Source organism: Bradyrhizobium sp. Ash2021, from assembly GCF_031202265.1.
Lineage (GTDB): Bacteria > Pseudomonadota > Alphaproteobacteria > Rhizobiales > Xanthobacteraceae > Bradyrhizobium.
The window spans coordinates 6,728,103-6,745,823 of the sequence record NZ_CP100604.1 but is presented as its reverse complement, the minus strand read 5'-3'; the positions used below and the strand labels follow the sequence as shown (position 1 = coordinate 6,745,823).

The window sequence follows — 17,721 nt, the reverse complement described above, 5'->3', positions numbered from 1 at the left end:
GCTGCGCGTATTGATCCAGCGGATGAGCATGGAGAATCCGCTTTGGGGTGCGCCACGTATCCACGGCGAACTGCTCAAGCTCGGGTTTGAGGTCGCGCAGTCGAGCGTCGCCAAGTACATGGTCAAACGACGGGGGACGCCGTGCCAGGGATGGCGAACCTTTTTGCATAACCACGCGCCGGACATTGCCGCCATGGACTTGTTTGTTGTCCCGACCATTGGCTTCGACCTGCTCTATGCCTTCATCATCGTGCGGCTCGTAGGGACCTCGCGTGGATCAACGTCACAACCAACCCGACGGCGGAGTGGGTTGCACGTCAGTTGACCGAGGCCTTTCCTTGGGACGGGGCTCCGGGTTACATGATCCGAGACCGCGATCGGATCTACGGCACCGTCGTCACACGCCGATTGCGTGCCATGGGCATTCGGGACAAGCCTATTGCACCGGCCTCGGATAGATCCGGCGTGAGTGTTTGGATCACATCATTGTCTTAGGCGAGGCACATCTGCGCCGGATTCTGAAATCCTACGCTCGCTACTATAATGAGACGCGCACGCACTTGGCCTTGGAGAAGGATGCGCCCTTATCGCGCACCGTAAAGAGGGCAGGGCGTATTCCTTGCCGCCCAGTCATCGGCGGATTGTATCACGAATATGTCTGGATTTGATTTCCGACAGGCACAGGCGGAAGCAGATATGTTCGAACCTACGTCACACCTCGACTCTACAGATATTGTTGCAAAAGTCGAAAATCGAACAACCCTAAAAATCTCGCGAAAGTTGATCTTTGGATTTCTCTACCGCTGCGTCGCTTTTCAACGCCACTACGGAGATCCGTGATCGATTTTGGATGAAACGATATGGTCCCTCACGTCGCCGAGCGTAAAACGCATCGTTGTCTCTACGGCCCTTCTTTCGGCGCGGCTGGTTGATGACGCCAACGCGGGCGCGGCTTCAATTGACAAACCTGACGCCGCATGTAGTCCCGTGCCGCCACACGACATGGCAGCGCTTTGATGTTTTGAAGCCATCAACTGACAGATCCAAATCAGAAGAAAAGACGTAAAACGGGCACTGAAATTTGGCCCCCTGATCGCTGACATCTTTCACGACGCAGCAGTAAACGCCGGAAATTCGGTCAAAGTGGAGCACCGCGGCCTGGTTGATTTCAATCCGTTGCAGGGCGCGACGCTCAATCATCAGACCACCTACAAGAAAGCGTTGGATCAAAACACTTCGAGGCAGTGACCAGTGACCGGCACAGATTAGCTCTTGGGGTTGGGCTTAAAAAGTAAGGGAGGTTAACTTTTTAAAAATTGCATGAAATGACAAGGAAACGCGGAAACGATGGGATTACCTCGGGCAGAACCCATCAAAACCTACATTAAGGCATATGTTGCGCCCGTTTTTACCACGGCCGCAGCGATAAAACTTGCAACTGATATGGCTCACTACTTGAAGCGTCCGATTCGATAGGCTCGCCCGTTGAAAAAGGCGCCCAGCGTGAATCGGTTCAGAATTCCATCGTGTTGCAATTGATGCTGTTGACCAACGCCGTGCCCCGATGAAAACGCGGTGGGCCCTCGGGCTGTGATCGTGAATGTCGTGCGTGAAATTCAGGCTGAAGGTCGCCATGGCCCAGGCGTGCTCCGCGAGGGTGATCGGGCGGCGGTTCATGGAGGCGGATCCTCGTACCGTTGTGGGTTGCATCAGATTTTCAGGAAAACAAAAAAATCGGACAGGCGAGGATTTGGGAGGAGACAGCGAGGTGTGAAGGCGGCTCACAGGCCGACGTTCCGCTGGCCGAGGCGGTGTCCCGCCTGCAGGCGAGGGCCCGGCCGGGCGCCCTTGTGGCTGATGCCTTGTAGCCCGCGGACGCTGGATCCTGGGCGAGCAGGCCCTAGGAAGAGGGGGTATGTCGCATGCTGGCACGTTTGAGACATGCCGACCGCCTCGATCAATGTCCGCTTCCGGTGGGTGGAAGACCGGAAAACATCTGCTCTGGTTGAGTATTTCGCATTTTGACCCATTAAGCGACGTCTGCCACTTGCGTAACTACCGCTTCGTCTTGGCAGCCGACATTGACGGTAGTTAAGTTAAAAACGGCGCGGCCGGTGCCTTTTGCTACCAAAAGCGAATATCCTATGGCAGCGTTGGTCGGCGCGTTAGGACGGCGTGTTCACGCATGCACTCATTCCTTGCTTCGAGGATTGGTCCGGGGTTGGGCAACTCGGCGTCCGTGGCGGGAGCGAAGGCGCAAGCGCGTTTGATATTGCAGGTTTGTGGCTCGCGCTGGCGGGATAGCATGACGTGCGGCCGCTCGGGGCAACGTCACTGTCGCTTTCTCGGCTCTCCAGCATGGCGGCGCCAGCAGAGGCGCTGATCAGCCGCGTTGGCCGCTGCAGGCTGCAATCCCGCGGGGCTGCAGACGCGCCAACTCGACTTGAAAGGTCGAACGGCGCCGATCACGGCCTATGTAATCGGTCGTCATTCAGCCCGTCTTGCGGCCTAGGGCGCGCGAGTATTCGGGTGTTCTTGAACCCAACTGCGACGGAGAAGATTCATGGTGAGTCAGCAGACCGGGAATTTCGGATCATGGATCTCCCCCATCACAGCCGACGCGGCCGTGGCCGAAACCGGGTCACTCTCGGAGCCGCGGATTGACGGCGACAATATCTACTGGATCGAGGGGAGACCCCTCGAGAAGGGCCGCAACGTCGTGGTGGCCAGAGCCGCCGACGGCACGATCAGAGACATTACGCCGTCCCCCTTCAATGTGAGATCGCAGGTCTATAGTTACGGTGGGGGCGCCTATGCCGTCAGCAACAACGTCGTGTATTTCGTCAATTTCGGCGACAATCAAATCTACCAACAGGTCGCGGGCGGCGCGCCGACGAAAATCACGTCTAGTGCGAAAAGCTTGTTTGCAGATATTTGCGTCGACGCCGCACGAAATCGACTGATCGCAATAAGGGAGGAGCATCCGAACGGCGACGTCATCAAAGCGATCCATACGCTGGTCGCCATCGACATCGCTACGGGCCGCGAAGCAACGCTCGATAGCGGATGGGACTTCTACTCGTCGCCGACGCTCAACGTGGATGGGTCAAGACTTGCGTGGCTGAGCTGGCAACATCCAAACATGCCGTGGACTTCCACTTATCTGAATGTAGCAGGTCTCGATCAGGCGGGCACGCTGACAGACAAACAGATCGTCCAAGGCGGTTCCGAATCGTTATTTCAACCCCAATGGTCGCCAGACGGGAGGCTTTACTTCATTTCCGACCGCACGGATTTCTGGAACCTATACCGTTGGAACGCCTCCGGCGTGGAGCGGGTCCTAGCTCGAGACGCGGAATTCGGTGTCCCTCAGTGGCAACTCGGTCTTTCAACCTACGCGTTTATGTCACCAGACATTCTGATCTACTCGTTTGTCCAAAACGGTACATGGCGCCTGGGCTGGTTAGAAATACCGACACTGATCGCTCACGACTATCCGATGGAATTTTCCTCCTTGTCGGGTGTGCATGCGTCGGCAACAACCATAGTGCTGCGTTGTGCCACAATGACCTCGCCGCCGGCAATCGCGACCGTCGATGTGAACACGGGAGCGGTTTCGCCGATCAAGCTTTTGGTTCCATCAGACAGCTTGCAAAAATTCCAAAACTACTTTTCGACGCCGCAATCGATCGAATTTCCGACTAGCAACGGCGACATCGCCCACGCCTTTTATTATCGTCCGTACAATCCGGACTGGCAGGCGCCAGCTTCGGAAAGACCTCCCTTGCTCGTGAAGAGCCATGGCGGGCCGACCACCGCGACCGTTTCGGCGCTCAATTTTTCGGTACAATTCTGGACCAGTCGGGGATTCGGTGTTCTTGACGTGAATTATCGCGGAAGCACCGGGTATGGAAGGAAATACCGGGAAAGGCTTTACGGTCAGTGGGGTGTTATTGACGTCGCGGATTGCATTTCGGGCGCGAAATTCCTTGCCGCTCGTGGCGATGTCGACGGCGGAAGGTTGGCGGTCACGGGCGGCAGCGCTGGCGGCTATACGACGTTGTGCGGGCTCACTTTTCATACCGAATTTGCCGTCGGTGCGAGCTACTACGGAATCAGTGATCTGATCGCACTCGCCACCGAGACTCATAAATTCGAGCTGCATTACACCGACTGGCTTATCGAGCCGTTTAGGCCGAACAGCGCACTTTACTACGACCGTTCGCCGATCAATTTCACCGATAGGCTGTCCGCTCCAGTGATATTCCTCCACGGTAAGGACGATCAGGTCGTACCGATCAATCAGGCTCAAAGGATGTATTCGGCGCTTCAACGCCGAAATATCCCGACCTGTCTGCTTATATTCCAGGACGAGAAGCACGGATTTCGTCAGTCGGCACATCTTCGCCAGGCGCTTGAAGCGGAGCTTCTGTTCTATTCCATGAACCTGACACGGGCTCCGCTTACATCGTGATGTCGCGGCAGAGCACTCGAGCATTCGGCGCGATACCGGCTACACTACCCCCTGGTGGCTCCTTCGTCCTTGGCGGCCGAAGTCCGCTGTTCTGGTGATGTCGCGTTCTGGCCCTAATGCGAAGTCCGGGCGGGTTCTGAAATAGTCGGCTTGTCGGGGTAGTCCGGAGTGCGCCGGGAGACCGGCAAGGAGTAGATGGTGCAAGTCCATCACGATGAAGGAGTAGGTGCAGCGAGGCTAGCTGCCATTCTAGCGGGTGAGAGTCCCGCCAACAGAGGAGTCCAGTCGCTGTTGTAGTTATATCCTGCAGCGGGAAGGGCGACCAACCCGCTGAAAGCCCGGATGTAAAAGCCCCGCTGGCTGGGTAACCGGTCAGATCCGTGCAGGGGGCGAGCAAGCTGGCAGACCGTAGCAGATGTGTGAACCAGGAAGCCACGAAAGTCATCGCCCGCGTGAAACGGATTGCGGGAGTCTTGGGAGTGCCGAGCCGGTCTACTCTCGGCGAAGGCCGCGTCGACATCGCTGCGCTGGAACTGACGATGATCGAACTCCCCGGGGTCGGAGAGGACGGTATGCCAAGACAGAATGGATAGCGAAAGCCCGGAACCACTCGCGGGTCGCCTAGGCGCTCCCGCACAGCGAAGGCATCGCGTATAAGCCGCCATGCGGTGAAAATGCGATGTGCCCACGAGTGGGGCGGATGGGGTCGATTAAGTGATGACGGCTCGAGACAGCATAACTCGGGCAAGAGCGAGGACCCCTGGGGTTGTGGTGATCCCACTTCATGGCGGTGCACGATCGAATCCGCGCCCCGGCTCAGTACGGGATAACCGTTGGATCACGAGGTGTACGAAGGATGGATGCAAACTGGCAAACACGCCGCGAATGTCGGGAGCAGACTTAAGCTCGCGTGGAAGCCGGGAAGGCGCCATCTGAAAAGCCAGCCTTCCAGCCGTATCGGGGAAAACCCGCCGTACGGAATGATAGGGGGGATCGAGGAAACGTCGGCATCATTCGAAGCCCGATCCGCGCCTCGATCCTACCCGACCGAACCGCATCGACCCCGAGTCATGCGCCAGTACCCGTGAGGGTATTGGCGAAGCGTTGACAGGGGAGCGCATAGGCCAGCCATTGAGCCGCGAAAGTACCCTCATCCTGGGTGCCGACGTCGTTCCGGTGACGGAAGGCAACACGGATGGGCGCGATAACGCGAGCGCCCAGACGGCCCGGCGTGGTCTTAGACACTGGCATGTGCGCACGCTCTTTGCTCGGGAACCGGGAGATCTCATGGTCGGCCAGCACCAGCATGCGTGCTGCACTGGCCCGCGTCGGGAAGGCGAGGAGCCGTAGCCGATGATGTACGATCATGAGAAGTCTGACCCCGCCATAGTAGCTGTGAAGCCGACGAACAAGGCCGGGCAACCGGCTGCGGAGTTGGTGGAGCCAAGGGCGGGGGCCGAGGGGAATGCGAGTCAGCAAAGCACGGGCCGGGCACAGTACCGGGGAACCGTATCACAGGCGCTGAAGCGCATACGGCAAGCTGCAAGGCAAAGGAAGAAGGAGAAGTTCACCGCGCTCTTCCATCACGTCAGTATTGATCACCTCGCAGAGGCATTCTCTGAACTCAAGGAGAATGCTGCAGCTGGAGTGGATGGGCTGACATGTCGGGATTACGAGCAGCACCTTGAGCGCAATCTTGAGGACCTGCATGCTCGCGTCCATCGGGGAGCGTATCGGGCACTACCGTCGCGGCGGGTTTACATACCCAAGCCGGATGGTCGGCAACGCCCGATCGCGGTCGCCGCCCTTGAGGACAAGATCGTCCAGAGGGCGACGGCTGCGGTGCTGAGCGCGATCTACGAGGAAGATTTCCTCGGGTTCTCATATGGGTTCCGAACCGGACGCAGCACGCACGATGCGATGGATGCGCTCATGGTCGGGATCACCAGCACAAAGGTGAACTGGATACTGGACGCCGACATCCGCTCGTTCTTCGACACGGTGAGCCAGGAGTGGCTCATCAGGTTTGTGGAACATCGCGTCGGCGACCGACGTATCATCCGCCTGATCCAGAAATGGCTCAAGGCAGGCGTCCTGGAAGACGGGATCGTGACGGTCAGTGACAAGGGGACCGGGCAGGGATCGGTGATCTCACCGCTTCTGGCCAATCTCTACTTACACTACGTTTTCGACCTCTGGGCCGAGCGCTGGCGACGGCGTGAGGCCGCGGGCAATATGATCATCGTGCGCTACGCCGACGACCTCATTGTTGGCTTCGAGCACGAGACCGACGCCCGTCGCTTCCTCGACGAGATGCGTAAGCGGTTACAGGAGTTTGCACTGTCGCTTCATTCGGAGAAGACCCGGCTGATCGAGTTTGGACGCTTCGCGGCGGAAAACCGCAAGCGGCGCGGGCTCGGCAAACCGGAGACCTTCACCTTCCTGGGCTTCATCTTTATCTGCAGCAAAACTCGTCGGGGCAAATTCCAAATCAAACGGAAGTCTCGGCGGGACCGCATGCAGGCAAAGTTGCAAGCCATCAAACAGGAATTGCGACGGAGCATGCATCAGCCGATTCCCCAGCAGGGAAGATGGTTGCAGCAGGTCGTCACCGGCTACTTCAACTACCACGCGGTGCCGACAAACAGTTCGACACTGACCGCGTTCCTATTCCACGTTACCAATCTCTGGCGGCGCACGCTACGGCAGCGGAGCCAGAAAGACTGGACGACCTGGGAGCGGATCAAGCGGTTGGCAGACGACTGGCTCCCGAAACCGCGAATCCTTCATCCGTGGCCAGCGAGGCGCTTCGCCGTTAGACATCCAAGGTGGGAGCCGTATGCCCGAATTGGGCCCGTACGGATCTGTGCGGGGGGCGCGAGGTAACTCGCGTCCCTACCGCGAAAGCGGCTGGCCGTCTATCCGACCGGCCCTTTTGACCCAATGTATGGCGCTCCTTCCAAATTTGTCCCGGAAAAGCCAGAGCAACGAAGGAGCATGCGCTCGAGAAGCATAGGCGTAGGCGAGTTAAACCGAAAGGCTTAAAGTACATTTCGCAGCACATGGCGGATGCCAGTCATCGGGAGGCCTCTATGCCGGAGATCAACACCAGGTTTCTGTTCACGCTCGCTCTCGAAATTCAAGTATCCAGTCTCGGCGATACTCCCTACGGCCGCCGACGCATGTTTCATTTTGATGGCGGCAGCTTCGACGGGCCGAAGCTTAAGGGCAAGGTGTTGCCAGGCGGCGGGGGTTGGTCGCTGATCCGCCGCGACGACGTGATGGAGGTGGACGCGCGGTTGATCCTCGAAACCAACGACAACCATCAAATCTACGCGGCCTGGAAGGGACTTCGCCATGGTCCGAAAGATGTCATGGATCGCCTTTATCAAGGCGCGATTTGAGCTGGCCCCGGTTGTCTGAACAAAAATTCCGCGTCGATAAGTGGAGCCTCTGCCGAGGTTAGGCCGCCGCGCGGAGCGGCGGAAGATCGAAGTAGGCTTGATCCGGGGTCATGTCGTCAAGACTCGAATGAGGACGTCGGCCGTTGTAAAAGTCGAGATACCGGCCGATCGAATGTCGCGCCTCGCCGACGGTTTCGTAGGCTCGCAGATAGACCTCCTCGTATTTGACGCTGCGCCACAGCCGTTCGACGAACACATTGTCCCGCCAGGCCCCTTTGCCATCCATGCTGATGGCGATGCCATTGCTGGCGAGCAGGCCGGTGAACGCCGCGCCGGTGAACTGAGAGCCCTGATCGGTGTTGAAGATGTCCGGCTTGCCGTGGCGAGCCAAGGCATCTTCCAGGGTCTCGACGCAGAAGGCCGCCTCCATCGTGATCGACAGCCGCCACGACAGAACACGACGTGTCGCCCAGTCCAGCACCACGGCGAGATAGACGAAGCCGTGCGCCATCGGAATGTACGTGATGTCCATGGCCCAGACCTGGTTCGGCCGCCGGATCTCGATGCCGCGCAGCAGATACGGATAGATCTTGTGGCCGGGCTCGGGCTTGGTGGTGCGCGGACGGCGATAGAGCGCCTCTATCCCCATCCGCCGCATGAGCGTCTTCACATGCCGGCGGCCGATCTTGCACCCCTGCAAAGCCAGCAGGCCTCGCAACATACGCGAACCGGCGAAGGGATACTCCAGGTGCAGCCGATCGAGACGCTGCATGATCTCGAGGTCGGCTGAAGAGACTGGACGCGGCAGATAGTACACGCTGCCGCGACTGACCTTCAAAATCTCTGCCTGCTTGGTGATCGACAGATCGTGCTTACGGTCGATCATCGCTTTGCGCTCAGCAATCCCGCCTTGGTGAGCGCGCCTTCTAAAAAATCGTTCTCCAGCGTCAGCTCCCCGATCTTGGCATGCAGCGACTTCACATCGACCGCGGGCGTGGCCGGCGTCCCGCCCCCCGATCCGAAAATATCAGAGGCGCCGCCCTCAAGCTGTGATTTCCAGGCCGTAATCTGATTGGGGTGAACGTCGAAATGCTCCGCCAGCTGGGCTATCGTCCGATCGCCCTTGATGGCGGCCAGAGCCACCTTCGCCTTGAAGGCCGGTGAGTGGTTCCGCCGGGGTCGTCTGCTCATGGTCTCTCCTGTTCACGGCAATTATCGCCGCTGTCAGGCAGAAATTCCACTTATCGTTCTGTCCAGATTTCCGCGACCGGCTCTATTGTCGACCCGGGAGCCTACTATTTCCGCACCACACCTTACTTCGAGACGAGTTCAGAAAAGTACAGATGGATGAACCGCATCTGCTCGATCGCCAGCGGCTCGCTTTCTGCGAATGCACGAACGCTAGATGTTTTTCAGGTGTTGTAGTCGATGCATCAAACGTCCGCTGCTGGCCCTTACCGACTAACCCCGACAGTGGTCGCCACGTCGACTGTTAGGGGTAGACCAGACATCGCCCAAGCCAGGCTGGATCGGCGCTTTTGATCCGCAACAGACATTCATCTCAGTTGATCGAAAGGTAGGGAGGAAATACGGTTACCCTTTAAAGTGATATCCTGTGTGTACCGAAAACCCTATCCGGGTTTATCGAATGATAGAATCGGCTAAGTTGGCGCGATGATCGCGCTGATCTGCTTCGTTCTGGCCGTGGCTGGCCACCAACGCGTGGTGCGCCACGGTCATCTGCCCGAGCGCGAGGTGATGACGGGCATCGGCGCGGTCCCGGTGCGCCAGCCCCGCGTGCGCGATCGCGAGGCCGCAGCCGGCGATCCCCGCCGCATCCGCTTCTCGCCATCGATCTTGCCGCCCTATATGCGCCGCTCGAAGTCGATCGAGACGCTGCTACCGATCCTCTACCTGAAGGGCATCTCGACCGGCGATTTCTCGGACGCTCTGGCGGCCTTGCTCGGCAAGGATGCGCCCGGCCTCTCGGCCAGCGCCATCGGCCGCCTGAAGGACGGCTGGCAGGATGATCATGCCCAGTGGCGCAAGCGTGATTTGTCGGGCAAGCGCTACGTGTACGTCTGGGCGGACGGCATCCACCTCGAGGCGCGGCTGGAAGATGAAAAGCAGTGCATCCTGGTGCTGATCGGCGCGACGCCCGAGGGCAAGAAAGAGCTCGTCGGGTTCACCGATGGCGCTCGGGAAAGTGCGCAGGATTGGCGCGATCTGCTGCTGGATCTGAAGCGATGCGGGCTCGATGCCCGGCCCGAGCTGATGATCGCCGACGGCGCGCTCGGCTTCTGGAAAGCGGCCGGCGAGGTCTGGCCGAAAGCACGCGAGCAGCGCTGTTGGGTGCACAAGACGGCGAACGTGCTGGGCAAATTACCCAAGAGTGTGCAACCAAAGGCCAAGCGGGCGCTGCAGGAAATCTGGATGGCCGAGACCAAGGCCAATGCCGAAGTCGCCTTCGACGCCTTCATCGAAAGCTACACGCCGAAATACCAGAAGGCCGTCGATTGTCTGACGAAGGATCGCGACCTGCTGCTCGCCTTCTACGACTTCCCGGCCGAGCATTGGAAGCACCTGCGCACCACCAACCCGATTGAAAGCACTTTCGCGACCGTCCGCCACCGCACGATCCGATCGAAAGGCTGCCTCTCAAACAAGACCGCTCTCGCCATGGTATTCAAGCTGGTCGAAGGGGCGCAACGATCCTGGCGACGGCTCGACGGACATGCACACTTGCCAAAGATCATTCTCGGTGTGAAATTCACCGACGGGATCGAGGTCACCGCCAAGCTGGCCGCCCCTCAGCCCGCAACCGCCGCCGCCTGACTGATCAGGCCGTCACCAAAAATTGGCGATAGCTCAGCGGGCGTCGGGCTTTGAAAGTCGCGTGCGAAACTCTGTCCGGTACCAATCGAGCAACGCAACCCCGTCGATTTGGGTGCCTTTGTTTTCCGCCATGATAAGCAGGCTTAGGCCATTCAGCGCGCGCCAATGGCTTGACCCATGGAGCTTGAAATAGGGCTGAACGCGATCTTGGATCGTATAGGGAGAGTCGGCAGGCCTAAACAGACCTGGAGGGGCGTAAGGCGTGCCGTTGATATTTTCTTCCAGTAGTCCGGGTGAGCGGCAGGCGAACCACTTTCCCTGAGAGCCGTCGAGCAGCCCGGAATTGATGTATTGCTGCTCCAAAAAGGTGTCTTGGTTCAACGTGAAGATTGCGTCGAAACGGGCGAGGAAGTCCCTGACAAACGTTGGCTGTGGCCCCAATCCGGGATTTTTAACCGGTTCAAGGTCTCCGAAGCCTTGGTTCTTGGTGTTGAACATCCCAAGAGCATTTTATCGAACTCTTGGAGTGGCTTTGCGGTGTGATGGCCTTGGCTCTTCATGTAGTCGTCCCGCAATTCCTGCAGGACACCTTCAAAGCCCGTTCCGAGCTCGCGATGCTTCCATAGAAGGTTGCGGTGATGCGGCAGGCGATCTGAACACCCCAAGAGATATTCAAAGGCTTCGTCGGCAGCCAGCCACCCCAATTCCGGCTGAACCCAGCGCCCGTTAGAAGATATTGGCCCATGGCTGACCTAAAGAGCGGTATTGAGGTAGGAAACGGCCGTCGTGGAAAAATCGCTCGATCTTCATCAGCTCAACCATGTCTCGTCCAGACAGCGTGTTTCGGAGAGGCCGGCTGGATGCGCCAACGATCGCGTTTTTGACTACGGAGCCCGGATTTATGGTCTTGTTTTCCCAAATAGTCAGCGCGCCCTTGGGCCCAACGAGAAACAGCTTGAGGCCGTTGTTTTCGATGGCATCGAAAATCGTCCGATTGATGTGGGTATCCGCGAAGCTGTAGCCGATGACGATCAGTCTAGCGTTCGGCATATTGAGCCACATGCGAAACCGCGCGTGATAGGACTCAAGCAGGGGATGTTTGGCGATGTCGATCTCTTTGTCGCCTCCCAAGATGAGCACCATGTTGCGCCCGTCTTGGATGTCGATCGAGCCGTGAAGCTTGAAGTACGGTTGAAGGTTCGGGACTGGCGTGAAATCGTCACCGGCCTTGAAAAGCGCGATCCGCGAGTTAGCGCTCCCAAACGTGAGGGTTTCGTTCGTATGGACGAGGCCCGGACGGTGGGCGCCGATATTGCGTGGGCCTTGGTAGGTGTTTTTGGCGAAATCTTCCTGCTGGACGACGGGGAGGTAATGCGTTTCGCGAATGATGCGGCCATATTCGTTATATTGTTTGCGAAGATAAGCGCCGAACTCCGCACGTCCTTACCGGAGCGACCCCTGGATGACCAGATTCGCCTTCACCTCGCGCACCTGCGTCGCTGTGGTGAACCAGCGGTGAGCTGGGAGACCGTTTCCTTCAATGTCTTAATTGCGCCACGACGATACGCGGGGGTCACGCGCCCGCCTTGTCAATCGCGGCAATGCGGCGTGCCCGATTTCCATTCATATGCCCCTAGTGGATCAAATCTGACATTTGAATCCCCTGAGGGATTCCCGAGCAGCCGATTGCATGCGAATCTGGCCCATGCGAACAGGTATTTCGATCATCGTTACTCCGTCTGACCGTTTCCGTTTGGAGGCGCTCGTGCGGGATCGCAACGTGCCGCAGACGCAGGTGTGGCGGGCTGAGATCGTCTTATTGAGTGCAGACGGGCTCGGCACCAATGAGATCATGCACCAGACCGGCAAGTCCAAGACCTGCGTCTGGCGCTGGCAGGAACGCTTTATGCAAGAGGGCTTCGAGGGTCTGCTGCGCGACAAGACACGCCCCTCGCGCATTCCGCCGCTCGGAGCGGACGTTGCAGCACGCGTGGTGGCACTCACGCAGACCGATCCGCCAGGAGAGGCCACGCACTGGACCGCAACCATGATGGCGAAGAGGCCGGCATCAGCGCCAGCTCGGTTCAGCGTATCTGGCGAGCGCACGGGCTGCAGCCGCATCGCGTCCGGCAATTCAAGCTCTCGAACGACCCCAACTTCGTCGAGAAGCTGCATGACGTGGTGGGGCTTTACGTCAATCCACCCGAGCATGCCATCGTGCTCTCGGTCGACGAGAAGAGCCAAATCCAGGCGCTCGATCGCACCCAACCGGGCCTGCCCCTCAAGAAGGGGCGCGCCGCCACTATGACACACGACTACAAACGCAACGGCACCACTACCCTGTTTGCCGCCTTCGACGTGCTCGAAGGCAAGGTCATCGGACGCTGCATGCAGAAGCATCGGCATCAGGAGTTCATCCGCTTTCTCAACCAGATCGAGGCTCAAGTCCCAGCCAAAAAAAGCGGTCCATGTCATCCTCGACAACTATGCGACCCATAAACACCCGAAGGTGCGCAAATGGCTCGATCGCCATCCGCGGTTCACCTTCCATTTCACGCCCACCTCGTCATCGTGGCTCAATGCCGTCGAAGGCTTCTTTGCCAAACTCTCCAAACGGCGCCTCAAACGCGGCGTCTTCCGGTCGGTCCGTGAACTCAAGGCCGCCATCAACCGCTTCCTCGACCAAACCAACAATGATCCCAAGCCCTTCACTTGGACCGCAGATCCAGACAAAATCGTCGCCGCCGTCAAACGAGGGCACCAACTGTTAGATTCGATCCACTAGCGTTGATGAACTAGCGCGCCACCCTCAAGGTGCCAACAAGAAACCGCCATTAGAGTGATGAACACCTTGCCGTGCAAACACTGAGTGGGAGTTAAGACCTACAATTGGTGCAAGGCCGACCGGGCTGTGCCCGTGAGGGGCATTGTAGCGGAACAATTATTTTCGATTTACTTGAGTCCCGGTTCCGTTTGCGCGTCGGGCACACCTGACTTTGCTAACCGGGAGAACAAACAATGGACTCCGTGAATCTTCGGCCGCCTAGCGAACGCACTTACGGCTTAGAGCATGTAGCAGTTGGAGCGGACGTGCGGGTTTCGACTTTGAGCCTCGTGGGCGACGAATGTGTCGCGTGGCACTGGCATACTCATACAAGCGATATTTTCTTTTGTCTTGAAGGCACGGCCGTCATCGAAACTCGCAATCCAAGCAAATCCGTTCACGTGAATGTCGGTGACAGATATGACGTTCCGCCGGGAGTCCCGCATCGTGTTACATCGCTAGTGTCGGTTAGTCCTAGTGCAGGGTGTCGGTAAAGCGGATTTCCATCTGGGGCAGCATTAGCCGAACCAGCGATTCCCGATGTCGGCAAGTTATCACCATTCGAAATTCGAACGGTTTTCGTGTCGACATCGACCAAATCCCGGGCTCGCAACACCCGTTTCTTGCGATTGCTCGGTCTGGGAAGTCCCAGGCTGCCTTCGGATCATGCTTCAAGACAAAACCAGGTCACGGCTGTTCTTGAAGGATCGGCGCACCTAGTTCATCGAAACGAAAGAGCTGAAAGACCCGCTGGCCGTTGAAGTCGAGCACTCTCAAATCATCGGTCTCGTGCAGACCGCTCTCGACAGCTTGAAAATGCCCGCCGTAGCGCTGCCTAGCGAGCGACACTGGAACCTCAAAGGCAACGAACTTGCCAATCCCTTTGTGCTTGAGCTCCTCGAGGAGCGAGCTATCGCCAATTTTTGGTGACGGCCTGATCAGTCAGGCGGCGGCGGTTGCGGGCTGAGGGGCGGCCAGCTTGGCGGTGACCTCGATCCCGTCGGTGAATTTCACACCGAGAATGATCTTTGGCAAGTGTGCATGTCCGTCGAGCCGTCGCCAGGATCGTTGCGCCCCTTCGACCAGCTTGAATACCATGGCGAGAGCGGTCTTGTTTGAGAGGCAGCCTTTCGATCGGATCGTGCGGTGGCGGACGGTCGCGAAAGTGCTTTCAATCGGGTTGGTGGTGCGCAGGTGCTTCCAATGCTCGGCCGGGAAGTCGTAGAAGGCGAGCAGCAGGTCGCGATCCTTCGTCAGACAATCGACGGCCTTCTGGTATTTCGGCGTGTAGCTTTCGATGAAGGCGTCGAAGGCGACTTCGGCATTGGCCTTGGTCTCGGCCATCCAGATTTCCTGCAGCGCCCGCTTGGCCTTTGGTTGCACACTCTTGGGTAATTTGCCCAGCACGTTCGCCGTCTTGTGCACCCAACAGCGCTGCTCGCGTGCTTTCGGCCAGACCTCGCCGGCCGCTTTCCAGAAGCCGAGCGCGCCGTCGGCGATCATCAGCTCGGGCCGGGCATCGAGCCCGCATCGCTTCAGATCCAGCAGCAGATCGCGCCAATCCTGCGCACTTTCCCGAGCGCCATCGGTGAACCCGACGAGCTCTTTCTTGCCCTCGGGCGTCGCGCCGATCAGCACCAGGATGCACTGCTTTTCATCTTCCAGCCGCGCCTCGAGGTGGATGCCGTCCGCCCAGACGTACACGTAGCGCTTGCCCGACAAATCACGCTTGCGCCACTGGGCATGATCATCCTGCCAGCCGTCCTTCAGGCGGCCGATGGCGCTGGCCGAGAGGCCGGGCGCATCCTTGCCGAGCAAGGCCGCCAGAGCGTCCGAGAAATCGCCGGTCGAGATGCCCTTCAGGTAGAGGATCGGTAGCAGCGTCTCGATCGACTTCGAGCGGCGCATATAGGGCGGCAAGATCGATGGCGAGAAGCGGATGCGGCGGGGATCGCCGGCTGCGGCCTCGCGATCGCGCACGCGGGGCTGGCGCACCGGGACCGCGCCGATGCCCGTCATCACCTCGCGCTCGGGCAGATGACCGTGGCGCACCACGCGTTGGTGGCCATCCTCGGTCTTCAAATCGGCATGCTTGGAAAGAAACCCGGCGACCTCGGCCTCCACCGCCTGGGCGAGAAGGGCACGCGCCCCATCGCGCAAAATGTCGGTGAGTTGGTCGCTGAAAGTTCCTGGCTGAATCAGTTTTACGACGGTATCCTTAGACACGGCATATCGCTCCTTTGGTGGAGAAGTGGAGGCGTTGAACACCCCCACGATATGCCGCCTTCCCGATTCACGCCGTCACCAACTTTGGGCCATAGCTCTCGAGGAGCTTCGGATCGTGCAAGGACTCGTGCGACGTGAGAATGAGCAGCGGACCGCTCGCCGTAAGCAGCAAAAGCGATTTCATCGGACTCTCCTTCGCGGTTGGACTGAATTCACGCGTCATATCCAGTCTGGTTGGACAGTCTCGCCGACGCTCCCAGTATAAGCCAGTTCACCGTTGATAACGATTCCGGGGGCGGACATGATCTGGTGCTCTTGCACGGTCCCGGGATGCTCGGTCGCATCGAGCTAATGTCTGGAAATCGAGCTCACCATTCCGCCTTCGCTGCCCAGTTCGCGCTGACGAGGGGATCGTGCGTTCACTTCCGCAAGTGGCACTGAACTGACCTCCAGCGATGTCCGACTTGAGTCCGCTATCGGGGGCGTAGCGGACTATATGTGCTCCCGTCTAGGGTGATGTCTTCATCCGCCGCCTTCGGGCGATGGGCATTCGGGATCGGGCCAACCGCCGCGCGATCGCCGTGGCAGAACGGGTATTGTGAAAGGGCGATCGGTTCGATCCGCCGGGAATGTCTTGACCACGTTGTCGTGTTCGGCGAGCGGCATCTTCGCCATCTGCTGCGATCTTACACAACAAGGACGCGCCGTCGCCGCGAACAGTACATTCCGTTGGTCGCATTTTGCCTACGCCAGTTCTCGGCGGACTTCATCATCTGTGTGTGCGAGTTTGATTTCCGACAGGCACAACTCGTCACCGAACCCATGGGCAGCTAAGTGGCAGGAAGTGAACATCGACGCGACGGGCGGAATCCGAAGCGTTCCGCGAGGAGAAGCGGGTCAATCCGATCCAGGATTGACAGCGCGAGTGCTTCGTCGCCGACCAGCATGGCTGGCCATTCGCTGATTGCTTTTGTTCGAGGTGATAATCATCTCCGGGCCGCCTAAATTTCTGAACTCGAACCACGCGACTTGAGAAACCGTCAGACTGTGCTATGCTTTTGTCTTGACGCATCGCCACCTTGGAATTCCGTGTTCACGATCCAGGGGAGCACTATGGTCGCGAAAGAAATCCGGCTCAACGTCAACGGTATCGGTAAGATGGCCCCCGGTGGTGATAGTGCGGGGGAGGGAATGCCCGGCTCATCGCGCTCTGGTCCCGGCGTGCGCCGCCGCGAATTACTCATAACCACCGCCATGACTTTGGTGTTCTCGGCGACCTCCGCCCGGGCGCTGGTTGTCAAGGGCAGTTTGCCGTGGGCAACAAATGCCGGCACTCCACCAACAGCGGTGCACCCTGGACCATGGGCGTATTTCACTCCGGAGGAAGGCGCTGCGATCGAAGCGCTCGTCGACCGGCTGATACCGCCGGACCCGCAGACGCCAGGGGGCAAGGATGCCGGCTGCGCGGTCTTCATTGACCGACAACTTGCGGGATCCTTTGGCAGCGCAGAGGGGCTCTACATGCACGGGCCCTTCGCCGACGGAACGCCGCAGCAGGGCGACCAGTCTCCATTGACCCCCGCAGCTCGGTATCGCCAGGCGTTGGCCGCATTGGACAAATATTGTCGCGCCACCTACTCGGCAAAATCTTTCGTCCAGCTTTCCGACGACGAGAAGGACAAGGTCATCGTCGGGCTGGAGAAAGGCCAGGTGCAGCTGGAAGGAACGAGCGGTCGGACGTTTTTCGAGTACCTGCTGCAGAACACGCGGGAGGGGTTCTTCGCTGACCCCGTTTACGGCGGCAACCGCGACATGGTCGGCTGGAAGATGATCGGATTCCCCGGCGCGCGCTATGATTACCGCGACTGGGTGGAGCGGCACAACGAGCGGTATCCGCTGCCACCCGTCGGCATTGCGGGCCGACCCGAATAGGCTGCCAAAGGCGCAATAAGTCTCGT

At 58.9% G+C, this 17,721-nt stretch carries 16 protein-coding genes and 2 pseudogenes; 10 read left to right on the top strand and 8 right to left on the bottom strand.

The genetic code is table 11. The annotated features are described in order from the left end of the window. Positions 1 to 22: 22 nt before the first annotated feature. The gene (locus NL528_RS32610) at positions 23 to 325 is read left to right on the top strand and encodes a hypothetical protein (protein WP_309178471.1); all 303 of its coding nucleotides are present in this window, start codon (positions 23 to 25) and stop codon (positions 323 to 325) included. A gap of 629 nt (positions 326 to 954) precedes the next feature. Here the strand turns inward: NL528_RS32610 and NL528_RS32605 are convergent. Then, entirely contained in the window at positions 955 to 1,200 is a 246-nt protein-coding gene (locus NL528_RS32605; protein WP_309178470.1) for a PilZ domain-containing protein, read from the bottom strand. 1,363 nt (positions 1,201 to 2,563) lie between these two features. Between NL528_RS32605 and NL528_RS32600 the strand changes: the two genes are divergently transcribed. Further along, entirely contained in the window at positions 2,564 to 4,474 is a 1,911-nt protein-coding gene (locus tag NL528_RS32600) for a S9 family peptidase (RefSeq protein ID WP_309178469.1), read from the top strand. Positions 4,475 to 5,542: 1,068 nt separating this feature from the next. Here the strand turns inward: NL528_RS32600 and NL528_RS32595 are convergent. Then, positions 5,543 to 5,782: a hypothetical protein gene (locus NL528_RS32595; RefSeq protein WP_171985686.1), complete on the bottom strand. Its 240-nt coding sequence runs from the start codon at positions 5,780 to 5,782 to the stop codon at positions 5,543 to 5,545. Positions 5,783 to 5,830: 48 nt separating this feature from the next. On the opposite strand from NL528_RS32595, the gene ltrA reads away from it, so the two are divergent. Together ltrA and NL528_RS32585 are read left to right on the top strand one after the other, a co-directional pair. Further along, entirely contained in the window at positions 5,831 to 7,360 is a 1,530-nt protein-coding gene (gene ltrA / locus NL528_RS32590; RefSeq protein ID WP_309185100.1) for a group II intron reverse transcriptase/maturase, read from the top strand. A 206-nt stretch (positions 7,361 to 7,566) separates the two neighbouring features. Beyond that, on the top strand, positions 7,567 to 7,878 hold the full coding sequence (locus tag NL528_RS32585; protein ID WP_309178468.1) for a DUF3237 domain-containing protein: 312 nt from the start codon (positions 7,567 to 7,569) through the stop codon (positions 7,876 to 7,878). Between the two features lie 58 nt (positions 7,879 to 7,936). Here NL528_RS32585 and NL528_RS32580 read toward each other — a convergent pair. Continuing rightward, a protein-coding gene (locus tag NL528_RS32580) for an IS3 family transposase (RefSeq protein ID WP_143206051.1) occupies positions 7,937 to 9,069 on the bottom strand; the annotation gives its coding sequence in 2 pieces (ribosomal slippage) (positions 7,937 to 8,814 and positions 8,814 to 9,069; 1,134 coding nt in all). On the opposite strand from NL528_RS32580, the gene NL528_RS47300 reads away from it, so the two are divergent. Both NL528_RS47300 and NL528_RS32575 read left to right on the top strand, forming a co-directional pair. Beyond that, positions 9,043 to 9,303: a DUF3237 family protein gene (locus NL528_RS47300; RefSeq protein WP_375143918.1), complete on the top strand. Its 261-nt coding sequence runs from the start codon at positions 9,043 to 9,045 to the stop codon at positions 9,301 to 9,303. The genes NL528_RS32580 and NL528_RS47300 overlap by 27 nt on opposite strands. A 285-nt stretch (positions 9,304 to 9,588) precedes the next feature. Next, positions 9,589 to 10,713: pseudogene (locus NL528_RS32575) on the top strand (IS256 family transposase); the annotation flags it as partial. 33 nt (positions 10,714 to 10,746) lie between these two features. Here NL528_RS32575 and NL528_RS32570 read toward each other — a convergent pair. Both NL528_RS32570 and NL528_RS47295 read right to left on the bottom strand, forming a co-directional pair. Continuing rightward, the gene (locus NL528_RS32570; RefSeq protein ID WP_309178467.1) at positions 10,747 to 11,211 is read right to left on the bottom strand and encodes a hypothetical protein; all 465 of its coding nucleotides are present in this window, start codon (positions 11,209 to 11,211) and stop codon (positions 10,747 to 10,749) included. 228 nt (positions 11,212 to 11,439) lie between these two features. Beyond that, positions 11,440 to 11,955: an SIR2 family protein gene (locus NL528_RS47295; protein WP_375144087.1), complete on the bottom strand. Its 516-nt coding sequence runs from the start codon at positions 11,953 to 11,955 to the stop codon at positions 11,440 to 11,442. 463 nt (positions 11,956 to 12,418) lie between these two features. Between NL528_RS47295 and NL528_RS32560 the strand changes: the two are divergent. Further along, positions 12,419 to 13,498, top strand: a pseudogene (locus NL528_RS32560) (IS630 family transposase). A gap of 233 nt (positions 13,499 to 13,731) precedes the next feature. After that, entirely contained in the window at positions 13,732 to 14,031 is a 300-nt protein-coding gene (locus NL528_RS47290) for a cupin domain-containing protein (protein ID WP_375143917.1), read from the top strand. A gap of 193 nt (positions 14,032 to 14,224) precedes the next feature. On the opposite strand, the gene NL528_RS32555 is transcribed toward NL528_RS47290, so the two are convergent. From NL528_RS32555 to NL528_RS47285, 3 genes are all read right to left on the bottom strand, one after another. Continuing rightward, on the bottom strand, positions 14,225 to 14,386 hold the full coding sequence (locus tag NL528_RS32555) for a hypothetical protein (protein WP_309178465.1): 162 nt from the start codon (positions 14,384 to 14,386) through the stop codon (positions 14,225 to 14,227). 93 nt (positions 14,387 to 14,479) lie between these two features. Beyond that, on the bottom strand, positions 14,480 to 15,763 hold the full coding sequence (locus NL528_RS32550; protein WP_309176722.1) for an IS256 family transposase: 1,284 nt from the start codon (positions 15,761 to 15,763) through the stop codon (positions 14,480 to 14,482). A 219-nt stretch (positions 15,764 to 15,982) separates the two neighbouring features. After that, positions 15,983 to 16,066 carry a hypothetical protein gene (locus NL528_RS47285; protein WP_375144086.1) on the bottom strand — a complete coding sequence of 28 codons (84 nt, stop codon included), beginning with the start codon at positions 16,064 to 16,066 and terminating at the stop codon, positions 15,983 to 15,985. Between the two features lie 213 nt (positions 16,067 to 16,279). Between NL528_RS47285 and NL528_RS47280 the strand changes: the two genes are divergently transcribed. Both NL528_RS47280 and NL528_RS32545 read left to right on the top strand, forming a co-directional pair. After that, on the top strand, positions 16,280 to 16,597 hold the full coding sequence (locus NL528_RS47280; RefSeq protein ID WP_375143916.1) for an integrase core domain-containing protein: 318 nt from the start codon (positions 16,280 to 16,282) through the stop codon (positions 16,595 to 16,597). A gap of 279 nt (positions 16,598 to 16,876) precedes the next feature. Next, positions 16,877 to 17,695, top strand: a complete 819-nt coding sequence (locus NL528_RS32545; RefSeq protein ID WP_309178464.1) for a gluconate 2-dehydrogenase subunit 3 family protein — start codon at positions 16,877 to 16,879, stop codon at positions 17,693 to 17,695. Positions 17,696 to 17,721: the final 26 nt, after the last annotated feature.

Bases quoted from the DNA above. Each gene is read 5' to 3' on its own strand.
- NL528_RS32605 (WP_309178470.1), bottom strand. From the start codon at position 1,200: ATGATTGAGCGTCGCGCCCTGCAACGGATTGAAATCAACCAGGCCGCG.
- NL528_RS32610 (WP_309178471.1), top strand. From the start codon at position 23: ATGAGCATGGAGAATCCGCTTTGGGGTGCGCCACGTATCCACGGCGAA.
- NL528_RS32545 (WP_309178464.1), top strand. From the start codon at position 16,877: ATGGTCGCGAAAGAAATCCGGCTCAACGTCAACGGTATCGGTAAGATG.
- NL528_RS32585 (WP_309178468.1), top strand. From the start codon at position 7,567: ATGCCGGAGATCAACACCAGGTTTCTGTTCACGCTCGCTCTCGAAATT.
- NL528_RS47285 (WP_375144086.1), bottom strand. From the start codon at position 16,066: ATGTCCGCCCCCGGAATCGTTATCAACGGTGAACTGGCTTATACTGGG.
- ltrA (WP_309185100.1), top strand. From the start codon at position 5,831: ATGTACGATCATGAGAAGTCTGACCCCGCCATAGTAGCTGTGAAGCCG.
- NL528_RS47280 (WP_375143916.1), top strand. From the start codon at position 16,280: ATGTCTTCATCCGCCGCCTTCGGGCGATGGGCATTCGGGATCGGGCCA.
- NL528_RS32570 (WP_309178467.1), bottom strand. From the start codon at position 11,211: ATGTTCAACACCAAGAACCAAGGCTTCGGAGACCTTGAACCGGTTAAA.
- NL528_RS32600 (WP_309178469.1), top strand. From the start codon at position 2,564: ATGGTGAGTCAGCAGACCGGGAATTTCGGATCATGGATCTCCCCCATC.
- NL528_RS32595 (WP_171985686.1), bottom strand. From the start codon at position 5,782: ATGCTGGTGCTGGCCGACCATGAGATCTCCCGGTTCCCGAGCAAAGAG.
- NL528_RS47290 (WP_375143917.1), top strand. From the start codon at position 13,732: ATGGACTCCGTGAATCTTCGGCCGCCTAGCGAACGCACTTACGGCTTA.